The following is a 23,851-nucleotide window of genomic DNA, read 5'->3' on the forward strand; positions in this document are numbered from 1 at the left end:
CATCCTTCCTTAGATGTACCGTTTCAGGGTAATGGCATACCGTCCCTTTTTGGTGGTCCCCCGGACTTCCGCCAGTTCCACCCGGCCCCGGGACCGGAAGGAGATCACATCCCCCTCCTTCACCGTCTGGGAAGGACTTTTGGCGTCCTGCCAGTTCAGCTTCACGTTCTGGCCCTTGATCTCATCCGCCATCCGGCTCCGGGATACCCCATAGCCGCTGGCCGCCACCGCATCCAGCCGCAGGGCCGCCACCGTGGCGGAAATCAGTTTGATCTTCTGTTCCTTTTCCTTCAGGTCCGTCAGGGGGATTTCTTTCACTTCCACCGTGGCTGCCCCGATTTTGGTCAGGTTGCTCAGGATGAAATCCACCATGGGGGTATCCACCACCAGCTGGGCCCCCTCGTCGATGAACACAATATCCCCCAGGATTTCCCGTTTGCAGCCCAGGCCCATGAAGGCTCCCAGCACATCCCGGTGGCCGATGTCATAATACCGTTTGTCCCAGAGGATTTCCAGGGCCGTAATGGCAAAATCAGGCTGGCCGTAGAATTCGTCCGCAATGAAGGCCACCTTCTGCCGTTCGGCATTCTGGAAGCCTCCGTTCATTTCATACCGTACCTGGGGATAGTTGGCGGCAACGATTTCCGCCACATTCTGGCCGTGGGGATCCAGGAACCCGGATACCCTGGCCCGCCGGCTTTTCCGGGCCCCTTCCGCCAGATCCAGCAGCTGGGCTGCCAGTTCCGCATCCCCGCTGGCCTTGAAATACCGTAATACTGTTTCCCGTTGTTGTGTGGTGTTTGCCATGTTATTTCTTCAATGCGGCACTCCGGTCCAGGACCGCCTGCACCGCATCGTAAAACGCTCCTCTCACTCCGTGGTTTTCCAGGGCCTTGATCCCTGCAATGGTAGTGCCTCCGGGGCTGGTCACCTGGTCCCGGAGCTGGGCAGGATGGAGCCCGGTCTTCAGGCCCATGACGCCGCTGCCGGCCATGGTCTGGGCCGCCAGTTTGATGGCAAGTGCCCGGGGCAGGCCAGCCATGACACCGGCATCTGCCAGGGCATCCATGACCACAAAGAAATACCCGGGGCCGCAGCCGCTGATGGCGGTAATGGCTTCCATGGCCTTTTCGTCCACCCGGACCGTTTCCCCACAGGACTGGAAAATGGCTTCCGCAGCGTCCATCACTTCTGGAGCCACCTTTCCGTCCGCCGTCAGGGCCGTCATCCCCATCCCTACAGACAGAGGGGTGTTGGGCATGGAACGGATTACAGGATGGCCGGGCACCAGGGCGTGGAGCATGGCCAGGTCATAGCTGCCCATAATGGACAGGATAGTGGCCTTCTCCGGCAGGGCTGCCACCAGGTCAGCAGTTACCGCTTCTTTGGCCATCTGGGGCTTCACCGCCAAAATCACCAGATCCGCATCTGCAGCCGCGGCACTGTTGTCCCCGGTAACCGGGATCCCGTAGGTTTCTTTCAGATAAGCCTGCCGTTTGGCAGTGGGCACAGCAGCGGTCACCTGTTCCTTCCGGACCAGGCCTCCCTGGAGGATGCCCTTCAGGATGGCTTCCCCCATAGCGCCGCAGCCGATGAAAGTGATTTTACTGATACCGTTTATCGTTGCCATGGATCATTGCTCCCTTCCGATCCAAAATTGGTATTTTCCGTGTCGATATCCACATTGGGAGGCGCGCATACCAGCAGATTCCGGCCGATTTTCCGCAGGGTCCCGTCCAACGCATAGATGGTGCCGCTGATAAAGTCGATGATCCGTTTCCGCACGTCCGCATCCGTATCCTCGAAATTGATCACCACCGGCTGGTTCTTGCACAGGTAGTCCGCCATTTTCTGGGAATCATTGAAGTCGATGGGTTCGATGACCACCACGCTCACCGGATTCCGGTTCACCGGCATGGACAGCACTTTGTCCCCGGTCCGGCTGGAAGACGTTTCCTCCCGGGAAGAGTCCGCCGTGCTGTCGTAGTCCTTGTCGAACACTTTGTCGTAAGGTTTTTCATAGGTCTTTTCGTAGGGTCTGTCATATTTGTCGTACTCCCGGTCGGAACTTTTGTCCCGCCAGGTGCCTGCCGAGCCGCTGCCGAACATGGGGACCACTTTCCCCTCATCCTGCTGCTGGTTTTCCATGGTTTCGTCCGTTTCCTGCTTGTCTTCTCCGTTGACCAGGCCGAAATATTCCAAGAGCTTGCTGATTTTTTTCATACGATCCACCATTTCTGTTTAAAATTTTAAAGAGTAGTCCCTGGCTCCAAAGAGAGCGGAACCCACCCGTACTTCGTTGGCCCCTTCTTCCACGGCGATCCAGTAGTCGTGGGTCATGCCCATGGACAGGATATCCACTGGAGAATCCGGCAGGGCATCCTTCAGGAACAGGAAATCCCGGTAACCGGCAGCAAACACCGGACGGGTCTCTTCCACCTGGTCCGTGGCCTGGGCGATCACCATGACCCCCCGGATGCGGATGTGAGGGTAATTCTTCAGTTCCGGCACCGCCGCCCGGAAATCTTCCGGGGCAAAGCCGCTTTTCTGTTCTTCTCCCGCTTCGTTGATCTGGAGCAGCACATCCTGGATCTTGTCCAGTTCCGCCGCCGCTTTTTCCAGATGGTTCAGCAGCTTCAGGCTGTCCACGCTTTCAATGAGGCAGAAATGCTCCACCGCGTGTTTGGCCTTGTTGGTCTGGAGATGGCCGATCAGGTGCCAGTTGCCCCCCGGCGGCAGTACCGCCTGTTTGTGCATGGCTTCCTGGACCCGGTTTTCCCCGATCTCCGTAAGACCGGCTGCCAGGGTTTCCGTGACGATTTCCGCCGGATGGTTCTTGGTCACCGCCAGGATGGTCACTTTGTCCCCGGTGGCCTTGGGTTCTGTCCGCTTGCCCAGAGCTTCCTGGATCCTGGCTTCCACGGCCGCAATATTATCCTTCAACATGGGTATCCCCATCTCCTTTATTTTCGATAGATCACCGCATACAGGCGGCCTGTTTTCCCCTTTTCCGCCCGGTAGGAGAAGAACCGGTCCTTGTGACAGCTGGTGCAGCAGTCCGCCCGGTAAATCTGTTCCCGGGGCACCCCTGCTTCCAGCAGTTCCAGGGTGTTCAGCTGCCACAGATCCAGCATGTAGTGGCCGGGTCCGTGAGGGGTCAGGCAGGAGGGATATTCCGCCGCCCGGTCCGCCACTTCCTGGCCCACTTCATAGCAGCAGGGACCGATGGAAGGGCCGATGCCCGCCACCACATCCCCAGGCTCTGTGCCAAAGGCTTCTTTCATCACATTCAGGGCATGGGGGACGATTTTCCCTACACTGCCCCGCCAACCGCCGTGGACGGCTCCCACCGCCCCGGTCCGGGTATCCGCCAGCAAAATGGGCACACAGTCCGCATAGGAAATCAACAGAGGCAGCCGGTGACAGTCCGTGACCATCCCCTCGGTTTCCGGGATGGCATCAGCCAGAGTCAGGGTGCCTTTCCCTGCATCCTGTTCCGTCACCACCGCCACATGGGTGCTGTGGACCTGCTGACAGGCCACTGCCTGTTCCAGGGGAAAATCCAGGGCCGCCGCCATTTTCTGCCGGTTGGCCAGTACCTTCTCCCGGTCATCTCCCACGTTGTAACTCAGGTTCAGTCCACCTGGGAACAGGGAACTGCAGCCCCCTGTCCGGCAAAGGAATCCGTGGACCACACCCCACTGTTTCCAGGCAGGAAAACAGCCCCATTCCACACCTTTCGCTTCTGCAAAGGCAAAATCAGCCATCTTTCCCACCTCATTGGTCAAATTTTTCCTGCACAGCAGGAAACCCTGGAAAGAACTTCCAGCAACCCTCATTGTACTGTTTTTTTACTGGTTTGTAAACGTTAAAGCACAGCTTCCATCCTTTGGATCATGGTTTCCAGGACTTTCAGCCGGGCAAACAGTTTATTGTTGGCTTCCACCACAGTCCAGGGTGCGCCTTTGGTATCGGTCCGATAGAGCATTTCGTTCACCGCATCCACATAGGCATCCCATTTGTCCCGGTTCCGCCAGTCTTCCGGGGTGATCTTCCAGGTTTTGTTGGGGTCGTTCTCTCGGGCCTGGAACCGTTTCAGCTGTTCTTCCGAATCGATCTGCATCCAGAACTTCTGGACGATGATCCCCTGCTTCACCCACTGGGCTTCCATATCGTTGATTTCTTCATAAGCCCGGCGCCATTCGCTGATTTTGGCAAAGCCTTCCACCCGTTCCACCAACACCCGGCCGTACCAGGTCCGGTCGAAAATGGCAATTTCTCCCGGAGCCGGCAGTCTGGTCCAGAACCGCCAGAGATAATGGAACTGCTTTTCCCATTCGTTGGGTGCACTCACCGGGTTCACCCGGTAGCCCAGAGGGTCGAAGGATTCGGACAGCCGTTTGATGGCGCCCCCTTTGCCCCCGGCATCCTGGCCTTCAAAGGCCACAATGGTACTGATTTTCCGTTTGGCCAGTTCAAACTGGAGTTCCCCCAGCCGTTTCTGGTATTTTTTCAGCTTTTTGCTGTATTCTTCCTGTTCCATGGGCTGGTAGGGCGTGTACCCGGACAGGATATCCGGAATGGTCAGTTCCCTGGCCGGGCCTTTTTCCGGATCCACCGGACGCTCCCGGTCCTTCAGGGCTTCTTCCAGGGCGGTGATCAGCACCCGGAAGACCGCTTCCGTACCGGTCCGTTTGTCTTCCATGGGGACGATGTGCCAGGGGGCCAGATCCGTATTGGTGGCCGCCAGCATGTCTTCGTACACATCCCGGTATTTGTCGTAGTCGACTCCTTCGATGCCTCCCGGTGCCAGTTTTTCCCACCGGCTGCCCATGGTTTCCTGGCCCTTTTCCATGTTTTCCTTCTGTTTTTTCTTGGAAATGTGGGTGAAGATCTTCACCAGCACATAGCCCCCCTGGACCAGTTCCTTTTCGAAACTGTTGATTTCGTCAAAACTTACATTGTACCATTCGGAAGCCTCGTCCGGATCCCCCACTGCATGTTCGTTCCGCAGGAAATACCAGGCCCGGTGATGGATGCAGATCTGCCCGGCCGGTGGCAGCTCCTTCCAGAACTGGAGGAAGAACGGGCTCTCCTTCTGTTTTTCCGTGGTCTTGGAGGCAGAATACACCCGGAACCCCCGGGGGTCCAGGGCATGGATCACCTTGCTGATCAGCTGGCTCCGCCAGGAGGCCCGGAACCCTTCAAACAGCACGATCACCGGGATCTTGGCATCCCGGACTGTCCGCTGGAGGAATCCCAGACGGTTTTCTTCCTCTGCTATTTTTTCTGCGTATGCTTCTTTGGAAATTTTCGTTTTCAGATCGATTTTGTCCAGCATAGGGACCCCTTCTTTCCCGAAATTCCATATTTCCCTTATTATAACACGAAAAGGGTGCTGCAACAGATTGCAGCACCCTTGGGAAGAAGCAAAATTATTTGATCTTGTTGGGGCAGTCGCCGGTTTCAGCCAGATCCTTCAGGTTCTGGTAGGAAACTTCCACCATGTTCTTTACGGCTTCATCGGTGTAGGAGCCCAGATGCGGAGTAATCAGGACTCTGGGATACAGGTCAACCAGCTTTTCGAACAGCGGGTTTTCCAGTTTCTGGCCTTCCAGGTCTTTCCCGAATACGCTGGCTTCCCCATCCAGAACGTCGCAGCCGTAGCCGCCCAGTTTGCCGCTTTCCACAGCTTCGATGACAGCTTCGGTATCCACCAGCTGGCCGCGTGCACAGTTGACCAGGATGGCGCCGTCTTTCATCTTCTTCAGGAAGTCGCGGGTAACCACAGCGCCGTTTTCTTTGATGTACGGAGCATGGATGGTGATGATGTCGGATTTCTCCAGGACTTCATCCAGGGAAACCTGGGTGCAGTAGTCTTCGATCCCTTTGATTTCGAAAACGTCTTCCCCGATAACGGTAGCGCCCATGCCGTGGAAGATCTGAGCAGCCACACGGCCAATCCGGCCCAGGCCAACAACACCCACGGTGCAGTTCCGGACTTCTTTGGAGAACATGAAGGCATCAACCTTGAAGTTCTTCTTGGAAGTACGGGAAGTGGTGTAAGCGGTATGACGCAGCAGCATCATAGCCTGGGTTACAGCCAGTTCAGCAATGGCGTTGGGGGAATAACGGGGAACGAAAGCCATGGGGAAGCCCAGTTCCTTGGCATATTCCTTATCGATATGATCCGTGCCGGCGGTACGGGTCAGGATGTATTTTACGCCCAGTTTCTTGTAGATGTCCAGGTTCTGTTTATTGGCGAAGCAGTTGCCCCGCAGGATTACTGCGTCAAAGCCAGCAGCCATTTCGGCAGTTTCTTTCGTATTCAGATAATCAGGGACACATTTGATGTCGTAACCGAATTCCTTGTTGCAGGCCTCAAAAATCGGCAGTTCTACATCTCTTACACCATAACATAAAACCTTCATATCAATACCTCCTATAATGGGAAACACACAATTTGGGCAACCCGGAATGGTTCCGTCTGCCCGCTGATTACATTGTAGCATGGAAAAAAAAAATTTCCAATGTTTTTCGTATTTTGTATACAAATTGCGTGAATATTTTGTGGAAACAAAAAGGCTACTGCTTCTGCAGCAGCCTCCTGCCCGTTACTTTTCCCTTAAAACTGATAATTTACTCCCACATTCACCTGCCACTTTTTCTGCAGATTCCTGCCAATGCGGTAATCCGTCTGAGAAAGGTAGGCCCCATACTGCCAGATTTTCTGCGTCGTATTCGTCTCTAACGAACCCGTCTTGTAAAGGCGGGTTCATTCCTTCGGCCGCTGACCGTTGACGGGGCTGCCTCCGCAGCCCCTTATCACCGGTTCCTTTCCTTCATAGCCCGGTCGATATCCCGTTTGGCAGCCCGGTCGGCCATGGCCTGGCGCTTGTCATAGAGCTTCTTCCCGGTGGCCAGGGCCAGCTTGCACTTTACCAGCCCGTGGCTGAAATACAACTGCAAAGGCACCAGGGTAAAGCCCTTTTCCTTGGTCTTCCCGATCAGTTTCTGGATTTCCCGTTTGTGCATCAGCAGCTTCCGGTCCCGGAGAGGATCCACGTTGAACCGGTTCCCGTGTTCATAGGGACTGATGTGGAGGTTGTACAGGTACACCTCGCTGGTTTTGGTCACTGCCGCATAGGAATCCTTCAGGTTGGCCTTGCCCTGACGGAGGGATTTCACCTCCGTGCCGGTGAGCACGATGCCGGTTTCATAGGTTTCGTGGATGTTGTAGTCATGCCTGGCTTTCCGGTTTTCTGCGATTACCTTCACTGGCTTTTCCATGTTTCCGATCCCTTCTTCTCCGCCGCCGGCGGTTGTTTTTCTTTTTGGTGGAGCTGCTGTTCCCAGCATTTTCCGTGCCCTGGGGCACCAGCTGACTCAAAGAGGTTTCTTGGCCTTTTTGGGCCGTGTTCTTTTTCTTTTTCCGGTTCCGGCTGCGGCTGTTCTTCTTTCCGAATTCCTTCCGGTCTCCGGATTTCCGGCCGGTGGTGTCATTCCGAAGCTTCCCGGTAGCGATACCGGTCTTGGTCTTTTTCTGCCGTCCCAGTTCCCGGCGCATCTGGTCCGCCGCCTCCGGGCTCAGGCCGGCCAGGACGAAGTCGATTTTCCGTTCCGCCACATCCACCTGGAGCACCTGGATCTTCACCTGGTCGCCCAGACGGTACCGGTTCCCCAGATGCTGGCCGATCAGGGCGTACTGACCCTCGATATAGTCATAATAGTCGTCCGTCAGGCTGGATACATGGACCAGGCCTTCCACCCCGTTGTCCAGTTCCACAAAGAACCCGAAGGAGGACACCCCGGAAATGGTCCCGGTGAATTCCTGACCCACAAACTGGAGCATGTATTCGGCCATTTTCAGATCCACCGTCTGCCGTTCCGCATCGATGGCCCCCCGTTCCCGGATGGAACAGTGGGAAGCCACCAGGCTCAGCCGCTGGGTCCGCTCTTCCGCCTGCTGCCGGGTCAGCCGTTCCCCGTCCAGCTGCCGGCGCAGGAGCCGGTGGACCATCAGATCCGGATACCGGCGGATGGGAGAGGTAAAGTGGGTGTAGAAGTGGGCTGCCAGGCCAAAATGGCCGATGTTTTCCGTCTGGTACACCGCCTGGCGCATGCTCCGGAGAGCCACTGTAGAAATCAGCTTTTCTTCCGGCTTGCCGGCCACCTTGTCCAGGGCCCGCTGGAGATCCTTGGGGCGCATTTTTTCTTCCACCTTCAGGGTGACTCCGAAGAGAGCCATGAGCTTGGCCAGGTTCTGGATCTTTTCCGGATCCGGCAGGTCGTGGACCCGATAGATGAAGGGCCGTTTGTGCTTGGCCATGAACCCGGCCACCGTTTCGTTGGCCGCCAGCATGAATTCTTCGATCATCATTTCCGCCACGGACCGTTCCCGCTTCACAATGGCCACCGGATGCTTCTGCTCATCCAGCAGCACCTTCTGTTCCGGCAGTTCAAAGTTGATGGCGCCCCGGCGTTCCCGTTTCTTGTGGAGTACCTGCTGGAGCCGTCCCATATCTTCCAGCATGGGGACGATATCCACATATTTCTTCCGCAGGGCTTCGTCCTGGTCCACCAGGATGGCCCGTACATCCGGATAGTTCATCCGGTGGTGGTTGTTGATCACACTGGGCGCAATGGTGAAGGAAATGGTCCGGCCGGTTTTCCCGTCAAGGAGCATTTCGCAGGCCATGGTCAGCCGGTCTTCCCCTTCGTTCAGGCTGCAGATGCCGTTGCTCAGTTCCACCGGCAGCATGGGCAGCACCCGGTCCACCAGGTACACGCTGGTGCCCCGTTCATAGGCTTCCTGGTCCAGCAGGGAGTGGGGCTGCACATAATAGCTTACATCGGCGATATAGACCCCCAGGAAGTAGTTGTCCCCCTGTTTTTCCACATACACAGCATCGTCCAAGTCCTTGGAATCCACCCCGTCGATGGTGATGATGTTCCAGTCCCGCCGGTCCAGCCGGTTCTGGATTTCCTTCTTTTTGATCTTCTGCTCCACTTTTTCTGCCGCTTCCTGGACAGGAGCAGGGAATTTGGTGGGCAGGTCGTTGTCTTTGATGATGGAAAGGATTTCCAGGCCGATATCCCCGGGTTTCCCCAGGATCTCCACGATTTTTCCTTCCGCGTTCCGCCGTTCGTCCGGCCAGGTGGTGATTTCCACCACCACCTTTTCCTTGTCCCGGGCTCCGTTGAAGTCCTTCCGGCGCACGTAAATGTCCCGGCCCACCCGTTTGTTGTCCGGGATCACGAAGCCGAATTCCCCGGATTTGCTGAAGGTTCCCACCAGTTTGTGATGGGCCCGGTTCAGGATCCGGATGATTTTCCCTTCCTGCCGGTCGTCAAAGACACTTTTCATCACCCGGGCCATGACCGTATCCCCGTCCATGGCCCCGCTGAGGCTGCTGGCCGGGATGAACAGGTCCCCGTCTTCCGTTTTTTCTTCCGGGATCACAAAGGCAAAGCCCTTGCTGGTCACCTGGCACCGGCCCACCACCAGGCCCATGGCCGCCGGCAGCCCGTAGGTGTTGAACCGGGTCTTCACCACCTGGCCCCGGGTTTCCAGTTCTTCCATCACCGTCCAGAACAGCTTCAGGTCCGCGCCCTTCAAGGCCAGCGCCTGGATCAGTTCATCGGCGGAAAGCGGGGCGGTGGGATGGTCCTTCATGTACCCCAGGATCTTTGTTTCCATTTCTGTATTGATCATTCTCTCTCCTCATACATCAGCTTGCCGTCCGCTTCGGCCGCCACGGTTCCGTCTTCCCGGATTACCTGGCCGGTCATTTCCAGCAGCTGTCCCTTTCGTCTTTTTACTTTGGTGATCACATGGATCCGTTCCCCAATCCGTACCGGCTGCCGGAAGCGGACTTCCAGCCGGGCCGTATAGGCAACTTTGTGTTCATACATATAAGGGTAATTCCCCATGGTTTCGTCCAGCAGGGTGGAGATCAGTCCCCCGTGCATCCGGCCGTCATAGCTCTGGTGCACCGGCTGGGGCACAAAACTGGTGTAGCAGCCGTTTTCGTCGGTGCGGAAGTGGAGATGGAGCCCCATCGGGTTGTCCTTCCCACAGCCGAAACACATGGTATCTCTGTCATTTTCCATTTTCTATTCCTCCAAAAAGGCCTCGATGGCAGCATAAATGGCCTGCCGGCCTTTGTATAATGTCATCACATGCCGGGCCTGTTTTACCCACAGCAGCTGTTTCTGGTCTGAGGCGGCATGTTCCTGGATGTACAGGGCACTTTCCGGGCGCACCGTGTGGTCCGTTTGGGACTGGATGATCAGAAGGGGCTGCCGAACCTTGGGCAGGTATTTTCCCTTCACCGCCTTCAGCAGCCGCACCAGCTGGTGGACCGCTTTGATGGGCATGCACCGGTAGGCCACATTGTACCGGGCAGGAGCGTCGATGGTCCGGGGATTTTTGGGAATGGCCCAGTAGGGCAGCCGGTCCGCCAGCCAGAGGAAGTACACCCGCCAGTCGTAGAGATAGATGGGGGTGGAGAGCACCACCAGCTTGTCCGCTTTTGTCTCTGCTCCGGCATACAGGGTCAGCAGCCCGCCCATGGAAAGGCCGATGACCGTTACCTGGGCGCAGATTTCCCGAAGATGGGCCACTCCCTGCCGCACCTGGGCTTCCCACTGTTCCGCCGTTACCTCCAGCAGATCATGGGGATCCGTGCCGTGGCCTGCCAGGAGAAGCCCTTCCACCGTATACCCCTTCCGGTGCAGGTCCTCCCCCAGTTCCCGGAGTTCCGAAGGGCTGCCGGTAAAGCCGTGGACCAGCAGCACCCCTTTGCCGTTTTGCCCCTGCCAGAAATACGGTTCCGCGCCCTGGAGCATCCCCATCGCCTCCTTCCCCATAGCAAAAATGGCATTACCCTGCCAGGCAATGCCACTGTGAAATGTGTGAACGTTCTTTAATTGCTTACTGCAGGCGGGCAATTGCCACGTTGATAACAGCGAAAATCAGCCCCAGCACAACGGTGATCCGTGCCAGCGCCTCATCCATGTCCGTGGGTTTGCCCCCAAACAGGGATTCTCCCCCGCCCAGACCGCTGAACCCGGCACTTTTGCCAGACTGGAGCAGGATGGACCCGATCAGCAGGACGCTCACGATCACATCAAGAACCATCAATATATCTAAAGCCACAGGTATTCCCTCCACATATCAGATTCTATCATTTTAGCATTGGTTGGGGAAATGGTCAAGGAGCGGGGACAGTGGTTAAGTGGTTAAGGGGCTGGGTGCACCAACCGTAGGGGCGGCAGGCCCGGCCGCCCGCCAGATGTACGAGTCTCTGACCCCAACGATGTAGGGGTTCGCCGCAGGCAAACCCGTCCCGACCGCCCAGAGGGCAAAACTTCTATACCCATACACCCGCGAAGGCCCTCCCAGCTCCCGAAAAATCGATGTATACCCGCACAGAATACCAGCAAAGCCGAAGGCCAAGTCCGCCCTGCAGGGGCGGGGGACCGGGCTTGCCCGGTGGTGGGGGCATGAGGTTCTGAAAGGACCGAATACCTTGACGGTGGTATGGAAACTATCTACCTGAGAGACAGCAATGGATACTGCGTTCATCATATTTCTACTTCTGCCAGACACTCCCTTGTTTTCGGCCGGTCCTGCAAAATATCGGCTGTCGCCGATGCCCCCACCACCGTGCTTCGCACGGTCCCCCGCCCCTCACAGGGCGGACTTTGGAACCGTCTTTATCACCAGTTCAGTGCTGCTGCCAACTGTCCTATGGGGCTGCTGCTGGGACCGTAATTGGCAATTCTGCACTGAATGGGTATCTAGGTGAGGGACGAATACCGGCTTTTCAGAACTTCTCTCACCGCATTCCGGTACTCTTTCCGGGTTTTCAGCGGCATAACGCACAAATCTCCTGCCAGGGCCTGCTCCAGGTCTGCGTTCTTCAGGCCACTGATTACCTTGAACATCGCCCGACCGCCTCTATAACTCCAGCGGCGTCCCTGCTTCTTTACACTAAGGGACAGTGGTTAAGCGGACCTTTCGATAAGGCTCCGCAGGACCGCCCGCCATACAAAGGGTGAAAAGGTGCAGGCCGGGAAGGGGGGGCCTTTGGCCTGCCCCTACAACGTTGGAGTCGGGCACTCGTTCATCAACTTTCGGAAATTTCCTATCCACAGGGACGGTCAAATCGTATGACCAGCTGCTCTTTCCAGCACTTTACTGGCGGCGAGAGTCATCTGTAAAAATTTCTCTGCCTCTTCTTTCTTCTTCCCGTCCACGATCCGGGTGAAATCCTCGAACTCTTCCACCATCCGGTTTTCCCGTTCCGGCGGGGTCCAGGTTTTTGTGTTCTGGGCTTTTTTCACAGCGGCGGTGCTGAACTGGTCCTGGTCCGGGCCCTGAATCAGGGTCCACTCCAGTTTTTCCGGGTGGATGGGCTTCCCTTCCACTTTCAGCCAGCCTTTTTCTCCCTGGACCAGGAACCCGGAGGGGCTGTCAGAATCTTTGGCGGCGGAGAGGGATGCCTGGAACCCGGGGTATCCCAGGAGCAGCACTCCGGAGGTATCCACGCCGTTCCACCCCCGGTTGGGGGCATACAGGACCTTTTCCGGCAGGCCCCAGAGCCCGGCGGTCCAGGCGATGTTGTACACGTTCAGGTCATACAGGGCCCCTCCTGCCAGTGCCGGGTCGAAGGCAGGGAGCACTTCCCCCTTACGATACCGGTCATACCGGCTGGAATACTGGGAATAGTTTCCCTGGACCAGCCGGATGGGCCCCAAGGCCGGTACCAGCTCCCGGATCTTCCGGAACAGGGCCCCGTGCCACAGGGGCATGGCTTCCAGGAGAAAAAGCCCTTTTCCCCGGGCCAGGTCCGCCAGTTCCCGGGTCTGGGCCCACCGGGTGCAGAAGGGCTTTTCCAGGATTACGTTCTTTCCGGCCAGCAGGGCCTCCCGGGCATAAGCAAAATGGACCGGGTTCACCAGAGCGATGTACGCCGTATCCACATCCGCTTCCCGGAAAAGAGCCCGGCAGTCCGTATATACCCGGGGAATCCCATAGTCCCGGGCCAGGGTTTCTCCCCGCTGCCGGCTGTTCTGCCGGCACCAGAGGGCTTCCACACTTATGCCGACTGCCGCATTCATGGCGGCCAGGGCCACAGGAGCAATGGCGCCGGTGCCCAGCATGGCCACCTTCATGAAAAAGACCTCCCTTTTTTCTTAAAAGGTCACCCCGAAGGTAATGACCCCATCCTTGTATTCCACCTGGATCTTCCCGCCCAGGAGCCGGGTGGCCTCTTCTGCCATGGAAAGCCCGATGCCGTAGCCGGCCTTTTTGCTGTTGTGGCTTTCGTCTCCCCGGTAAAACCGTTCAAAAAAGTGGGAATAATCCACTCCGGCCCCGTTTTTGTAGTCGTTGGACACCTGGGCCCGGAACCCCTGTTTCCCGTGGGTTTCCAGCCGGGCCCGGATGGTTCCCCCGTCGTCACAGTATTTGGCCGCATTGTCCAGGAGGATGGTGAAGATTTCATAAAGATACTTGGGGTCGGTTTCAGCCAGGATATCCGGCTGGATCTCCGTCACCAGCTTTTTCTTCTCCCCTTCCACCACCGGAGCAAAGGACTGGACCACTTCCGTAAAGGTGTGGCTGATGTCCATGGTTTCCTTTTTCAGTTCCCGCTCATTCTTTTCTCCCATTTTGGCCAGCATGATCAGTTCGTTGATCAGCCGGGTCACCCGCTTCACCTGGAACAGGATGTTGTCCGTCCACTGGCTTTTGCCGCTGATCAGTTCCAGAGCTTCCGCGTTGGCGGAAATAATGGCAATGGGGGTCTTCAGTTCATGGCCTGCGTTGGTAATGAACCGTTTCTGGCTGGCCACGTTTTCCACAAAGGGCCGGATAGCGTAATTGCTCAGGAACATGAGCACCAGCATGTACAGCAGCACACAGACCAGGCCGAACCGGAGGGAATACCGCATAAATGCATCCACGGCCCCCACATCCCGGGTGCAGTCCATGACCACCACCAGTTTGCCTCCGTCATTCCGGGGGGTTACGCTGTAGCAGTAGCTGGCCCGTTTGTTCTTGAACAGTCCCTGGCTCTGGGTGCTGTCCGCCAGGGAACGGGCAATTTCCAGGGCCTGGAGTTCGTTGAAGGCGGAGATGTTGGACAGATTCAGCCGGCGGATTTTTCCGCTTTCATCCATAATAACGCTGAAATACCGGGTCTGATGGGCGAATTCCGGGGTGTCATTGTACCATTCCGGATCACTGAGCCAGCTTTCGGTGCTGGTACCCGGCTGATGGGAGGGCATGATTCCATCGTTCTGGACAATGGCCGTCAGGAGGGTGTTCACTTCCGACCGCATTTTCATATAGGTAATGCCGTTGATCAGTCCCAGGGCCCCGGCCAGGATCAGTACCACGGCAGCAAAGGCCAGGATCAGGAATTTCCGGCGCAGACGATGGATCATATCCATGATAAATTCTCCTTAATTGGCCAGGGCCGGCGTCTGGAGCACAAAAGATCCGTCCTGATGGCCGTCGATGGTGAGATTTCCCCCGATGGCCTTGAGTTTTTCCCGCAGGTAGGACACATAGATCCATACGATGCCCTGGTCTTCCTGCTGTTCATCCTGCCAGATCCGGTCAAAAAGCATCCGGGTTTCGCAGGGTTTCCCCGGGTGCTGCATGAAGTACTTCATCAGCTGGGTTTCCTTGGGGGACAGCCGGACGCTGCTCTTGCTGGACAGCTCCCCTTCCGCACAGTTGAGGGTCACGGTACCGGCCTGGAGGGTATCCCGGTTGAAGTCTTCCTGGCGCCGGGTCAGGCTCCGGAGACGGGCCAGCAGTTCCCCCATGGCAAAGGGTTTGGTCAGGTAGTCGTCGGCTCCTGCATCCAGGCCGGTGATCCGGTCGTCCACTTCTGCTTTGGCAGTGAGCATGATCACTGGAGTCCGGTCCCCTTCCTTCCGGAGTTCCGTCAGGGCGGTGATTCCATCCTTCACCGGCATCATAATATCGAAGATCATGGCATCGTAGACCTTTTCCCGGGCTTTGTCCACAGCGGCCTGTCCGTCGTACACCGGATCCACTTCATAGCCGGAATGTTCCAGCACGGCGCACAGGGCCATGGACATGGCTTTTTCATCTTCTGCAAGCAAAATTTTCATCTGGGGTTGACTCCTTTCTGGGTCAATGGATCATCCGTTTTCCCGGATCAGCTTCCGGATGGTCTCCATGGACAGGTCGCAGGCCGCCAGTTCGTCAGCGCACCGCTTCAGTTCCTGGCCGATCAGTTCCGGGTTCCGGATGCTCTTTTTGTACTTCATTTCGTGTTCCAGGCTGGCCCAGGAATCCATGGCGATGGTCCGGAGCTGGACCTCTGCATAGAAAATCCCCGGATTATTCCCTTCCACATCCGGGAAGGGTTCCTCCAGCCGAAGGATCAGGTGATAGGACCGGTAGCCGTTGGGTTTTACATTGTGTACGTAGTCTTTTTCCTGGATGATGGTGCAGCCGGGGATGGCCCGGAGCAGCCGGAGATTCCGGTCGATGTCGCTGAGGAACCGGCAAACGATCCGCAGTCCGATGGCATCGTGGATATCATGGAGGGCCGATTTAGCCGTCACCGGCAGCCCTTTCCGCTGGCATTTTTCCTCCATGCTGGCGGTGCCTTTCACCCGGTAGATCAGGTGCTCATAGGCGTTTTCGCCGGTTGCGTCCTTTTCTTTCTGGTTGTAGGCCTTAATGTCCCGGACCAGCTGTTCCAGCACCTTCTCCAGCACCGGCCGCCATGCCTCATAGCTGCTGCCCATGGGTTGGTTCAAAGTGATTCCTCCTTTTGCAAAGTCTTTGTCAGATTATATTGTATACTTATTGTATCATAGGAATATGGAATTTGTATGAAGAAAAAGAGGGCCTGCTGTCAACGGTCAGCAGCCGCTGGAAATCATATCACCTCATGGATTTTTTCTTTTACCCGGTCCAGCTGCCGGGCACTTTGGGGGTTCCCCGGCTGGAAATCCAGCAGTTTCTGGTAATAGCCCTGCTGCCGGACCAGGGCCAGGCTGGGGGCATAGGTAAAATCAAAGATCTGGCACAGACAGCCGGTGAAAAAGTCCAGGGCATTCTTTTTCACTTCTGTGTGGACCAGTTTTTTCTCCAGGGCTTCTGCCAGGACTTTGGGGGAAATTTCCTGTCGGCCCAGATCTTTCAGGGACATCTGCCACACCTGTTCCGGATGGTCAAGGTACCCGGCGTAAACCCGGAACAAGTCGATCTTGTCCGCATCCCGGATCAAAAGGGCAAAATCCCTGGCCCGGCCGGTGACTCCACCAGGGACGGCATAGGCGTTGTGCCACAGGATGGCCAGCTCCAGGATTTTATCCCGTTCCGGCTCCGGTTCCGGCAGAAAGTCCCGGATATGGCCCTGTTCGAACAGGTACCATACCCCGTACCGGGCATGGTACATGGATTTGTAGTCGATGAAGGTATGGAACCGCCGGGCCTGTTCGAACCGGCCGATGTCATGGAGCAGCCCCAGCACCCAGGCCAGGTCCTGGTCCGCCCGGGACCACCCCAGCGCCTGGGCCAGCTGACCGCACAGGCCGCAGACGATCCGGGAATGGCGCTGTTTGCTCAAAATCCCCGGAGTATCCGGGTCAAAAAGAGAGACATACCGGTCAAAAGCCGCAGAAACAGCTTGTTTGTCCATCATTGTTTTTCCTTTCGTAAAAAAGGTGTGCTGCACGCTCCATGCAGCACACCTTTTTGTCATCCGGCCGCTGACCGTTGCCAGCTGACCGTTGACCGTTTTTATCTGATGTTGTAGAACACATCCATCCCGTTGTACTGGGCAGCGGCTCCCAGATCTTCTTCGATCCGCAGCAGCTGGTTGTACTTGGCCACCCGGTCGGTCCGGCAGGGTGCCCCGGATTTGATCTGTCCGGCGTTGGTGCCCACCACCACATCAGCAATGGTGGTGTCTTCCGTTTCACCGCTCCGGTGAGAGACGATGGCGGTATAACCGGCCCGTTTGGCCATTTCAATGGCATCCAGGGTTTCGGTGAGGGTACCGATCTGGTTCAGTTTGATCAGGATGGCGTTGGCCACGCCCATTTCAATGCCCTTCTTCAGCCGTTCCACGTTGGTGACGAACAGGTCATCCCCAACCAGCTGGACTTTTTTGCCCAGGGCATCGGTAAGCTGTTTCCAGCCGTCCCAGTCATCTTCGGCCAGGCCGTCTTCAATGGAAATGATGGGGTATTTTTCACACAGGGAAGCGTACCATTCCACCATTTCGGCAGAAGTCTTCACGACCCCTTCCCCTTTCAGGTTGTATTTGCCGTCTTCGAACAGTTCGCTGGCAGCAGTATCGATGGCCAGCCGTACCTGTTCACCGGGTTTGTAGCCGGCTTTTTCGATGGCTTCCACAATCACCTGGAGGGCTTCTTCGTTGCTTTCCAGGTTGGGTGCAAAGCCCCCTTCATCCCCTACGGCCGTAGCCAGGCCTTTGCCCTTCAGGACTTTCTTCAGAGCCTGGTAGATTTCCGCGTTGATCCGCAGGGCTTCGGCGAAGCTGTCAGCCCCTACGGGCATGATCATGAATTCCTGGATGTCCACGTTGTTGTCCGCATGGGCACCGCCGTTCAGGATGTTCATCATGGGAACAGGCAGTTCCTTGGCGTTGACCCCGCCCAGATACTGATACAGAGGCAGGCCGATGGACAGAGCCGCAGCCTTGGCCACAGCCAGGGATACACCCAGGATGGCGTTGGCACCCAGACGGCCCTTGTTGGGGGTGCCGTCCAGACGGATCATGGCTTCGTCGATTTCCACCTGACGGGTGGGATCCAGACCGATGATGGCGTCGGCAATGGTGTCATTCACATTGTCCACAGCCTTGGAGACCCCTTTGCCTCCGAAACGGTCCTTGTCCCCATCCCGCAGTTCCACGGCTTCGTGGACCCCGGTGGAAGCACCGGAAGGAACAGCCGCACGGCCTACCGTGCCGTCATCCAGCAGCACATCCACTTCTACCGTGGGATTGCCCCGGGAATCCAGGATTTCTCTTGCGCACACATTTTCAATGATTGGCATTGTTTTCACCTCGTTATTTTGGGCAGCAAGGGAAAATGATTTCCCTTGCTGGTCAATGGTCAATGGTCAATGGCCGATGGAAGCCAGCTTTTGCTGGCCACGAATTTACCTTTTACTTGCGTACCAGCAGGGAATGGCCGGTCATGGCTTCCGGTTTGGGGAGATCCAGCAGGTCCAGCAGGGTGGGAGCGATATCGGAGAGTCCTCCGTCTTCCACCTGGGTCCCGGGTTCAGCACCCACCACCAGGAAAGGCACCGGATTGGTGGTATGGGCCGTCATAGGCTCATGGGTCACCGGGTCTTCCATTTCTTCCAGGTTCCCATGGTCCGCGGTGATGCACAGGGCACCGCCTTTTTTCAGCACCTTTTCCACCAGGCTGCCCACACATTCGTCCACGGCCTCCAGGGCCTTCACTGCCGCCTCAAGGGAGCCGGTATGGCCTACCATATCCGGGTTGGCGAAGTTCAGGATCACCAGGTCGTACAGGTCCTTGTCCAGCGCTTCCTGGAGTTTCTCCGTCACCAGGTAGGCGCTCATCTCCGGCTGCAGGTCATAGGTGGCCACTTTGGGAGAAGGCACCAGGATCCGGTCTTCGTTGGGGAAGGGCTGTTCCCGTCCGCCATTGAAGAAGAAGGTCACATGGGCGTATTTTTCCGTTTCCGCAATGTGGAGCTGATGGAGTCCCGCCTGGGACACCACTTCCGCCAGGGTATCCCGGATCTCTTCCGGAGGGAAAGCCACCGGCGCATCAATACCCTTTTCATATTCCGTCATGGTGACGAAATGGACGGGCAGCTGGTCTTCCTTCCGGGCAAATCCCTGGAACTCCCTGTCCGTAAAGACATGGGTCAGTTCCCGGGCCCGGTCCGGACGGAAGTTGAAGAAAATCAGGCTATCGCCTTTTTCCACATTCCCTTCCACGCCGGATACCCGGAACGGCACCACGAATTCATCGGTCTGGCCGGCAGCGTAGGCGGCTTCCAGTCCTTCTGCAGCACTGGGTGCTTCCTGGGCCTCTCCGCCGCTCATGCAGTCGTAGACCTTCTGGATCCGTTCCCACCGTTTGTCCCGGTCCATGGCATAATACCGGCCGGATACGGTGGCAATCTGTCCCACCCCCAGCTCCCTGCAGGCTTTTTCCACCTGGTCCAGGAAGGGGCCGGCGCTCTGGGGCGGAGTATCCCGTCCATCCAGGAAGGCATGGATACAGACCTTTTCCACCCCCAGCTTTTTGGCCATGGCCAGAAGACCCAAGAGATGGTCGATATGGCTGTGGACCCCGCCGTCGCTGAGGAGCCCCAGGAGATGGAGTTTCTTTCCGGTGTCCCGGGCTTCCTCCATGGCCTTTACCAGCACCGGGTTGGTTTCCAGACTGCCGTCCTTCACCGCCCGGCTGATCCGGGTCAGGCTCTGGTAGATGATCCGGCCGGAGCCGATGGACAGATGGCCCACTTCCGAGTTGCCCATCTGCCCTTCCGGCAGGCCCACTGCCTCTCCGGAGCACCGGAGCTGGCTGTGGGGATACCGGTTGAAGTAAAAATCAAGATGAGGAGTCCTGGCGCGGGTCACCGCATTGGTGGAACTGGGAGGAGCGATTCCCCACCCGTCCAGGATCATCAGCATAACAGGTTTCTTTTTCATGAAGCGCCTCAGAAGGTATTGGCAATGGCGCAGAATTCCTGGGCGGACAGACTGGCCCCGCCTACCAGGACCCCGTCGATGCCGTCTTCATGGAAGGCATGGGCGTTTTCACTGGTCACGCTGCCCCCGTAAAGGATCCGCACCCGGCGGGCTGCTTCTTTGCCGAATTTTTCTGCAATGGCTTTCCGGATCAGATCCGCAGCCGCCACTGCATCCCGCACTTCCGCACTCTTGCCGCTGCCAATGGCCCAGACCGGTTCATAGGCAACCAGCAGATGCTGGATCTGGCTGTCGGTGAGCACATTCAGCACCGGAGTCAGCTGGCTCAGGATCTTGTCTTTGGTGGAGCCGTTTTCATGTTCGTCCGCGTCTTCTCCCACGCACAGCACCGGGTCCAGATCGTTCCGGAAGGCAGCCAGGACTTTCTTCACCACGATGTCGTTGGTTTCGTGGAAGAACTTCCGCCGTTCGCTGTGGCCCACCAGCACGTACCGGGAACCGATTTCCGCAATCATGGGGCCGGATACGGCGCCGGTGTAGGACCCTTCATCTTCATAGAACAGGTCCTGGGCACCATAGCCGATGCCGTCTTCATCCACCATGGCTGCTACGCTTTCCAGAGCAGTGAAAGGCGGGAACAGCACCACTTCCGCCCGGGCCATTTCCGTGCCGTGAGCGATCTGGTGAGCCAGTTCCATGGCTTCTTCCACAGTTTTATGGCATTTCCAGTTGCCGGCCACAATGGGAGTCCGGAGATCATCCAGAGCCGCCAAGCCTGGCAGCACTTTCCCTTCCAGGTATTCCAGGGAGGCACCGCCGCCGGTGGATACATGGCTCATCTTGTCGGCCAGGCCCATCTGTTTCACAGCTGCAGCACTGTCGCCGCCGCCTACGATGGTGATGCCGTCAGAAGCAGCCATGGCTTCCGCCACCCGCCGGGTCCCTTCTGCATAGTTGGGCATTTCAAAGACGCCCATGGGGCCGTTCCACACAATGGTCTTCATGCCGGCCAGGGTCTGGGCATACAGTTCCGCCGTCTTGGGGCCGATATCCAGGGCCATGTACTCCGGATTCAGGGCATCCAGGTCTTCAGCTTCATGTTCCGCGTCATTGGAGAAGCTGGCGGCCATGATCAGGTCCACCGGCAGGAGCATTTTGGTCTTCTGGGCAGCAGCTTCCGCCAGCAGGTCCTTGGCGATCCCCAGGCTTTCCTTTTCCACCAGGGATTTGCCCAGGTCATAGCCTTTGGCAGCCAGGAAGGTATTGGCCATGCCGCCGCCGATCAGGATCACATCGGCTTTCTTGATCAGGCTGCGGATCACGGCGATCTTGTCCGCCACTTTGGCCCCGCCGATAATGGCGGCAAAAGGACGCTGGGGTTTGTCCACTGCATTGCCCAGGTAGGCGATTTCCTTTTCCAGCAGGAAACCAGCCACCGCAGGCAGGTAGTGGGTAATGGCTTCCACGGAAGCATGGGCCCGGTGGGAAACCCCGAACCCGTCGTTCACGTACACATCCCCCAGAGCCGCCAGTTCCTGGGCAAAATGAGGATCATTCTTTTCTTCTTCCGGATGGAACCGGAGGTTTTCCAGCAGCAGGATATCCCCATTCCGCAGCTGAGCGGCTGCAGCCTGGGCTTCCTTGCCGATGCAGTCCGGGCAGAACTGCACCGGACGGTGGATCAGCTGGCTCAGGGCTTCCGCCACCGGCTTCAGGGTGTACTTCATGTTCACCTTGCCTTTGGGACGGCCCAGGTGAGCCATCAGGATCACCGCGGCTCCCTGGTCCAGCAGGTAATGAAGGGTGGGCAGAGAGGCCTCGATGCGGATAACATCGGTGATTTCCCCTTTGTCATTCATGGGAACGTTGTAGTCCACCCGGACCAGCACCCGTTTCCCTGTCAGCTGAATATCTTTGACGGTTCTTTTCTCCATGGCTCGGTACTCCCTGCCTTTCTCTTACAGGCCCTTTTTGGCCACGAACAGAGCCAGTTCCACCAGACGGTTGGAATAACCCCATTCATTGTCGTACCAGGAAACCACTTTGGCCACACGGGGACCCACCATCATGGTGGACAGCCCATCCACAATAGAGCTCAGAGGGCAGCCGCTGTAGTCTTTGGATACCAGAGGCAGTTCATTGTAGCCCAGGATCCCTTTCATGGTGGTTTCAGAGGCCACTTTCATGGCTTCGTTGATTTCTTCTTTGGTGGTGTCTTTCTTCAGGTTCACTACCAGGTCGGTGAGGGAAACATCCGGAGTCGGGACACGGATGGCCATGCCTTTCAGTTTGCCTTCCAGTTCAGGCAGTACCAGACCGATGGCTTTGGCGGCACCGGTGGTGGTGGGGATGATGGAGCAGGCACCGGCACGGGCACGGCGCAGGTCTTTGTGGGCTGCATCCAGGATCTTCTGGTCGTTGGTGTAGGAATGGACGGTGGTCATCATGCCGCTTTCAATGCCGAAGTTGTCTTCCAGCACTTTGGTGAAGGGAGCCAGGCAGTTGGTGGTGCAGGATGCGTTGGAGATGATGTGGTCTTTCTTGGGATCGTACTTGTCTTCGTTGACGCCCAGGACGATGGTGATGTCTTCCCCTTTGGCCGGGCAGGCGATCAGCACCTTTTTGGCGCCGTTGTCCAGATGAGGCTGTACGGTTTCACGGGTCTTGAATTTGCCGGTGGTTTCCAGCACTACATCCACGCCCATATCGCCCCAGGGGATTTCCTTCGGATCAGTGTACCGGGTGAATTTGATGGCTTTGTCCCCTACATGCATTACGTCTCCATCAACGGACACATCTTCATCAAAGGTGCCGTGGATGGAATCGTATTTCAGCAGGTGGGCATAGGTATCGATGCCGGAACGGGCATTGACCGCCACAACTTCCACTTCAGGGTTCTTTACAGCGATACGCAGAGCGCAGCGTCCAATACGACCAAAACCATTGATACCGATTTTTACCATTTTGCATTCCTCCTAAGTTTTTTACTGATGATTGGGATCAGTTTGCAAACAATCGATGATTTCCCGGGCAGCCGCCTCGTCGGTGACCAGGATATCGTCCTGGCCGCTGCGGAGCATGGAAAGGATGGCCCTTCCCTTGGACTGTCCGCCGGCAATGCCCATGACCGTGTGGATCTTTTCCAGATCGTTGACCATGAGTCCCAGGGTGTCTGTGCTGTACACCACCCGGCCGTTCAGGTCGAAATACTGCCCCAGGGCTTCCCCTACGGCACCGGCCTTTGCCAGGCGGTCCATCAGTTTGGGGTCCATCCCCCGCTTTTCGGCCATCACCAGGGCCTGCCCCATGCCATGGACCAGGATATCCGCGCTTTTGATGGTTTCCACCACCTGTTTCACCCGGGCATCCTCTTCCAGGATCTTGCGGAGCACGTCCTCGCTGACACTGTCCGGCACATACAGCTGCAGGTACCGGGTCTTCAGCCGGCCGGCCAGCACCGTGGCAATGGTGTTGGCCTGGAGTTCCATTTTGTCCCCCAGACCGCCCCGGGCCGGGACCACCACGGTCTCCGGTTCATTGCCAAAGGTGTTTTCCGCCATGGCCGCCACAGTGGTGCCCCCGGTTACCGCCACAATGTGCTTTTTGTGGTCCGCCAGAAGGCGCAGCAGGATACCGGCCGCCACACGCCCGATTTCCCGGGTGACCACTTTGTCCTGGTCCGCATTGCCGGGCAGCACCACCACCTTCTGGAGATGGAGCTTGTCCTGGAGGATGCGTTCCAGGCTGGAAAGCTTCTGGAGCCGGTTCACATAGTCCCGGAGCTCCTGGAGGAGCACCGCCCCCTCTTCCGTAATGCTCATGCCGGTGAGGGTGAAATCCAGCAGCCCCGCTTCCTTGAGGAAATCCACATGGGAACGGAGGATCCGCTCGCTGAGCCCCAGCTTTTTGGCCAGGGTCCGGCGGCCGATGGGCTGATCGTGGCTGATCTGCCGGAGCACCTTATAGCGCTCGGTAAGCAGGTCCACCATTTCCGGAACCAGTTTATTCTGCAGGTTGATGATTCGATCCAAGCTGATGTTGCACATTTTGTCCCTCGTGGTACTTTTTATGTCCCACCCTGTTCGAAAAAAAATAAATTTACTACGTCTTCATTATAGCATAGA

At 57.2% G+C, this 23,851-nt stretch carries 23 protein-coding genes; all 23 read right to left on the reverse strand.

Annotation, left to right across the window (positions count from 1 at the left end):
• Nucleotides 1-9 precede the first annotated feature (9 nt).
• Entirely contained in the window at nt 10-807 is a 798-nt protein-coding gene (locus ACZOF8_RS04915) for a YlmH family RNA-binding protein (RefSeq protein ID WP_022488079.1), read from the reverse strand.
• Nucleotide 808: 1 nt separating this feature from the next.
• Nucleotides 809-1,630 (reverse strand): pyrroline-5-carboxylate reductase, encoded by an 822-nt coding sequence (gene proC / locus ACZOF8_RS04920; protein WP_022488080.1) that lies wholly within the window; start codon nt 1,628-1,630, stop codon nt 809-811.
• Nucleotides 1,618-2,223: a cell division protein SepF gene (locus tag ACZOF8_RS04925; protein WP_302157800.1), complete on the reverse strand. Its 606-nt coding sequence runs from the start codon at nt 2,221-2,223 to the stop codon at nt 1,618-1,620. Before ACZOF8_RS04925 ends, proC begins: the two co-directional genes overlap by 13 nt.
• Before the next feature lie 18 nt (nt 2,224-2,241).
• Nucleotides 2,242-2,946, reverse strand: a complete 705-nt coding sequence (locus ACZOF8_RS04930; protein WP_022488082.1) for a YggS family pyridoxal phosphate-dependent enzyme — start codon at nt 2,944-2,946, stop codon at nt 2,242-2,244.
• Between the two features lie 17 nt (nt 2,947-2,963).
• On the reverse strand, nt 2,964-3,767 hold the full coding sequence (gene pgeF / locus ACZOF8_RS04935; protein ID WP_487426638.1) for a peptidoglycan editing factor PgeF: 804 nt from the start codon (nt 3,765-3,767) through the stop codon (nt 2,964-2,966).
• Nucleotides 3,768-3,868: 101 nt separating this feature from the next.
• Entirely contained in the window at nt 3,869-5,341 is a 1,473-nt protein-coding gene (locus tag ACZOF8_RS04940) for a phosphate--AMP phosphotransferase (protein WP_154488303.1), read from the reverse strand.
• 94 nt (nt 5,342-5,435) lie between these two features.
• Nucleotides 5,436-6,431 (reverse strand): 2-hydroxyacid dehydrogenase, encoded by a 996-nt coding sequence (locus ACZOF8_RS04945; protein WP_022488085.1) that lies wholly within the window; start codon nt 6,429-6,431, stop codon nt 5,436-5,438.
• Between the two features lie 394 nt (nt 6,432-6,825).
• Nucleotides 6,826-7,290, reverse strand: a complete 465-nt coding sequence (gene smpB / locus ACZOF8_RS04950; protein ID WP_022488086.1) for an SsrA-binding protein SmpB — start codon at nt 7,288-7,290, stop codon at nt 6,826-6,828.
• Nucleotides 7,241-9,715, reverse strand: coding sequence for a ribonuclease R (gene rnr / locus ACZOF8_RS04955; RefSeq protein WP_154488304.1), 2,475 nt, complete (start codon nt 9,713-9,715; stop codon nt 7,241-7,243). Before rnr ends, smpB begins: the two co-directional genes overlap by 50 nt.
• Entirely contained in the window at nt 9,712-10,113 is a 402-nt protein-coding gene (locus ACZOF8_RS04960) for a PaaI family thioesterase (RefSeq protein WP_022488088.1), read from the reverse strand. Before ACZOF8_RS04960 ends, rnr begins: the two co-directional genes overlap by 4 nt.
• A gap of 3 nt (nt 10,114-10,116) precedes the next feature.
• A complete protein-coding gene (locus tag ACZOF8_RS04965) occupies nt 10,117-10,851 on the reverse strand; it encodes an alpha/beta hydrolase (RefSeq protein WP_154488305.1) in 735 nt (244 codons plus the stop codon).
• Between the two features lie 85 nt (nt 10,852-10,936).
• Complete coding sequence (gene secG, locus ACZOF8_RS04970; RefSeq protein ID WP_022488090.1) at nt 10,937-11,161, reverse strand: preprotein translocase subunit SecG; 225 nt, start codon at nt 11,159-11,161, stop codon at nt 10,937-10,939.
• Between the two features lie 644 nt (nt 11,162-11,805).
• Nucleotides 11,806-11,952 carry a hypothetical protein gene (locus ACZOF8_RS04975; protein ID WP_487426639.1) on the reverse strand — a complete coding sequence of 49 codons (147 nt, stop codon included), beginning with the start codon at nt 11,950-11,952 and terminating at the stop codon, nt 11,806-11,808.
• Nucleotides 11,953-12,168: 216 nt separating this feature from the next.
• Complete coding sequence (locus ACZOF8_RS04980) at nt 12,169-13,182, reverse strand: Gfo/Idh/MocA family protein (RefSeq protein ID WP_487426640.1); 1,014 nt, start codon at nt 13,180-13,182, stop codon at nt 12,169-12,171.
• Nucleotides 13,183-13,203: 21 nt separating this feature from the next.
• Nucleotides 13,204-14,463 (reverse strand): sensor histidine kinase, encoded by a 1,260-nt coding sequence (locus ACZOF8_RS04985; protein ID WP_022486808.1) that lies wholly within the window; start codon nt 14,461-14,463, stop codon nt 13,204-13,206.
• Between the two features lie 12 nt (nt 14,464-14,475).
• Nucleotides 14,476-15,156 carry a response regulator transcription factor gene (locus tag ACZOF8_RS04990; RefSeq protein ID WP_022486807.1) on the reverse strand — a complete coding sequence of 227 codons (681 nt, stop codon included), beginning with the start codon at nt 15,154-15,156 and terminating at the stop codon, nt 14,476-14,478.
• Between the two features lie 30 nt (nt 15,157-15,186).
• On the reverse strand, nt 15,187-15,801 hold the full coding sequence (locus ACZOF8_RS04995; RefSeq protein ID WP_347567384.1) for a GTP pyrophosphokinase: 615 nt from the start codon (nt 15,799-15,801) through the stop codon (nt 15,187-15,189).
• A gap of 134 nt (nt 15,802-15,935) precedes the next feature.
• Entirely contained in the window at nt 15,936-16,700 is a 765-nt protein-coding gene (locus tag ACZOF8_RS05000) for an HD domain-containing protein (protein ID WP_487426641.1), read from the reverse strand.
• A gap of 101 nt (nt 16,701-16,801) precedes the next feature.
• On the reverse strand, nt 16,802-18,085 hold the full coding sequence (gene eno / locus ACZOF8_RS05005) for a phosphopyruvate hydratase (protein ID WP_022486804.1): 1,284 nt from the start codon (nt 18,083-18,085) through the stop codon (nt 16,802-16,804).
• A gap of 112 nt (nt 18,086-18,197) precedes the next feature.
• The gene (gene gpmI / locus ACZOF8_RS05010) at nt 18,198-19,727 is read right to left on the reverse strand and encodes a 2,3-bisphosphoglycerate-independent phosphoglycerate mutase (protein WP_288311394.1); all 1,530 of its coding nucleotides are present in this window, start codon (nt 19,725-19,727) and stop codon (nt 18,198-18,200) included.
• A gap of 8 nt (nt 19,728-19,735) precedes the next feature.
• A complete protein-coding gene (gene tpiA / locus ACZOF8_RS05015) occupies nt 19,736-21,661 on the reverse strand; it encodes a triose-phosphate isomerase (RefSeq protein WP_154488356.1) in 1,926 nt (641 codons plus the stop codon).
• Nucleotides 21,662-21,685: 24 nt separating this feature from the next.
• Nucleotides 21,686-22,690: a type I glyceraldehyde-3-phosphate dehydrogenase gene (gene gap / locus ACZOF8_RS05020; RefSeq protein WP_154488357.1), complete on the reverse strand. Its 1,005-nt coding sequence runs from the start codon at nt 22,688-22,690 to the stop codon at nt 21,686-21,688.
• A 21-nt stretch (nt 22,691-22,711) separates the two neighbouring features.
• Complete coding sequence (locus tag ACZOF8_RS05025) at nt 22,712-23,773, reverse strand: sugar-binding transcriptional regulator (RefSeq protein WP_022486800.1); 1,062 nt, start codon at nt 23,771-23,773, stop codon at nt 22,712-22,714.
• Nucleotides 23,774-23,851: the final 78 nt, after the last annotated feature.

The sequence above is a fragment of the Acidaminococcus sp. genome (assembly GCF_057597765.1).

What these genes read in the sequence shown, in the direction of transcription:
- ACZOF8_RS04915 (WP_022488079.1), bottom strand. Translation starts at nt 807, where the DNA reads ATGGCAAACACCACACAACAACGGGAAACAGTATTACGGTATTTCAAG.
- proC (WP_022488080.1), bottom strand. Translation starts at nt 1,630, where the DNA reads ATGGCAACGATAAACGGTATCAGTAAAATCACTTTCATCGGCTGCGGC.
- ACZOF8_RS04925 (WP_302157800.1), bottom strand. Translation starts at nt 2,223, where the DNA reads ATGAAAAAAATCAGCAAGCTCTTGGAATATTTCGGCCTGGTCAACGGA.
- ACZOF8_RS04930 (WP_022488082.1), bottom strand. Translation starts at nt 2,946, where the DNA reads ATGTTGAAGGATAATATTGCGGCCGTGGAAGCCAGGATCCAGGAAGCT.
- pgeF (WP_487426638.1), bottom strand. Translation starts at nt 3,767, where the DNA reads ATGGCTGATTTTGCCTTTGCAGAAGCGAAAGGTGTGGAATGGGGCTGT.
- ACZOF8_RS04940 (WP_154488303.1), bottom strand. Translation starts at nt 5,341, where the DNA reads ATGCTGGACAAAATCGATCTGAAAACGAAAATTTCCAAAGAAGCATAC.
- ACZOF8_RS04945 (WP_022488085.1), bottom strand. Translation starts at nt 6,431, where the DNA reads ATGAAGGTTTTATGTTATGGTGTAAGAGATGTAGAACTGCCGATTTTT.
- smpB (WP_022488086.1), bottom strand. Translation starts at nt 7,290, where the DNA reads ATGGAAAAGCCAGTGAAGGTAATCGCAGAAAACCGGAAAGCCAGGCAT.
- rnr (WP_154488304.1), bottom strand. Translation starts at nt 9,715, where the DNA reads ATGATCAATACAGAAATGGAAACAAAGATCCTGGGGTACATGAAGGAC.
- ACZOF8_RS04960 (WP_022488088.1), bottom strand. Translation starts at nt 10,113, where the DNA reads ATGGAAAATGACAGAGATACCATGTGTTTCGGCTGTGGGAAGGACAAC.
- ACZOF8_RS04965 (WP_154488305.1), bottom strand. Translation starts at nt 10,851, where the DNA reads ATGCTCCAGGGCGCGGAACCGTATTTCTGGCAGGGGCAAAACGGCAAA.
- ACZOF8_RS04975 (WP_487426639.1), bottom strand. Translation starts at nt 11,952, where the DNA reads ATGTTCAAGGTAATCAGTGGCCTGAAGAACGCAGACCTGGAGCAGGCC.
- ACZOF8_RS04980 (WP_487426640.1), bottom strand. Translation starts at nt 13,182, where the DNA reads ATGAAGGTGGCCATGCTGGGCACCGGCGCCATTGCTCCTGTGGCCCTG.
- ACZOF8_RS04985 (WP_022486808.1), bottom strand. Translation starts at nt 14,463, where the DNA reads ATGGATATGATCCATCGTCTGCGCCGGAAATTCCTGATCCTGGCCTTT.
- ACZOF8_RS04990 (WP_022486807.1), bottom strand. Translation starts at nt 15,156, where the DNA reads ATGAAAATTTTGCTTGCAGAAGATGAAAAAGCCATGTCCATGGCCCTG.
- ACZOF8_RS04995 (WP_347567384.1), bottom strand. Translation starts at nt 15,801, where the DNA reads ATGGGCAGCAGCTATGAGGCATGGCGGCCGGTGCTGGAGAAGGTGCTG.
- ACZOF8_RS05000 (WP_487426641.1), bottom strand. Translation starts at nt 16,700, where the DNA reads ATGGACAAACAAGCTGTTTCTGCGGCTTTTGACCGGTATGTCTCTCTT.
- eno (WP_022486804.1), bottom strand. Translation starts at nt 18,085, where the DNA reads ATGCCAATCATTGAAAATGTGTGCGCAAGAGAAATCCTGGATTCCCGG.
- gpmI (WP_288311394.1), bottom strand. Translation starts at nt 19,727, where the DNA reads ATGAAAAAGAAACCTGTTATGCTGATGATCCTGGACGGGTGGGGAATC.
- tpiA (WP_154488356.1), bottom strand. Translation starts at nt 21,661, where the DNA reads ATGGAGAAAAGAACCGTCAAAGATATTCAGCTGACAGGGAAACGGGTG.
- gap (WP_154488357.1), bottom strand. Translation starts at nt 22,690, where the DNA reads ATGGTAAAAATCGGTATCAATGGTTTTGGTCGTATTGGACGCTGCGCT.
- ACZOF8_RS05025 (WP_022486800.1), bottom strand. Translation starts at nt 23,773, where the DNA reads ATGTGCAACATCAGCTTGGATCGAATCATCAACCTGCAGAATAAACTG.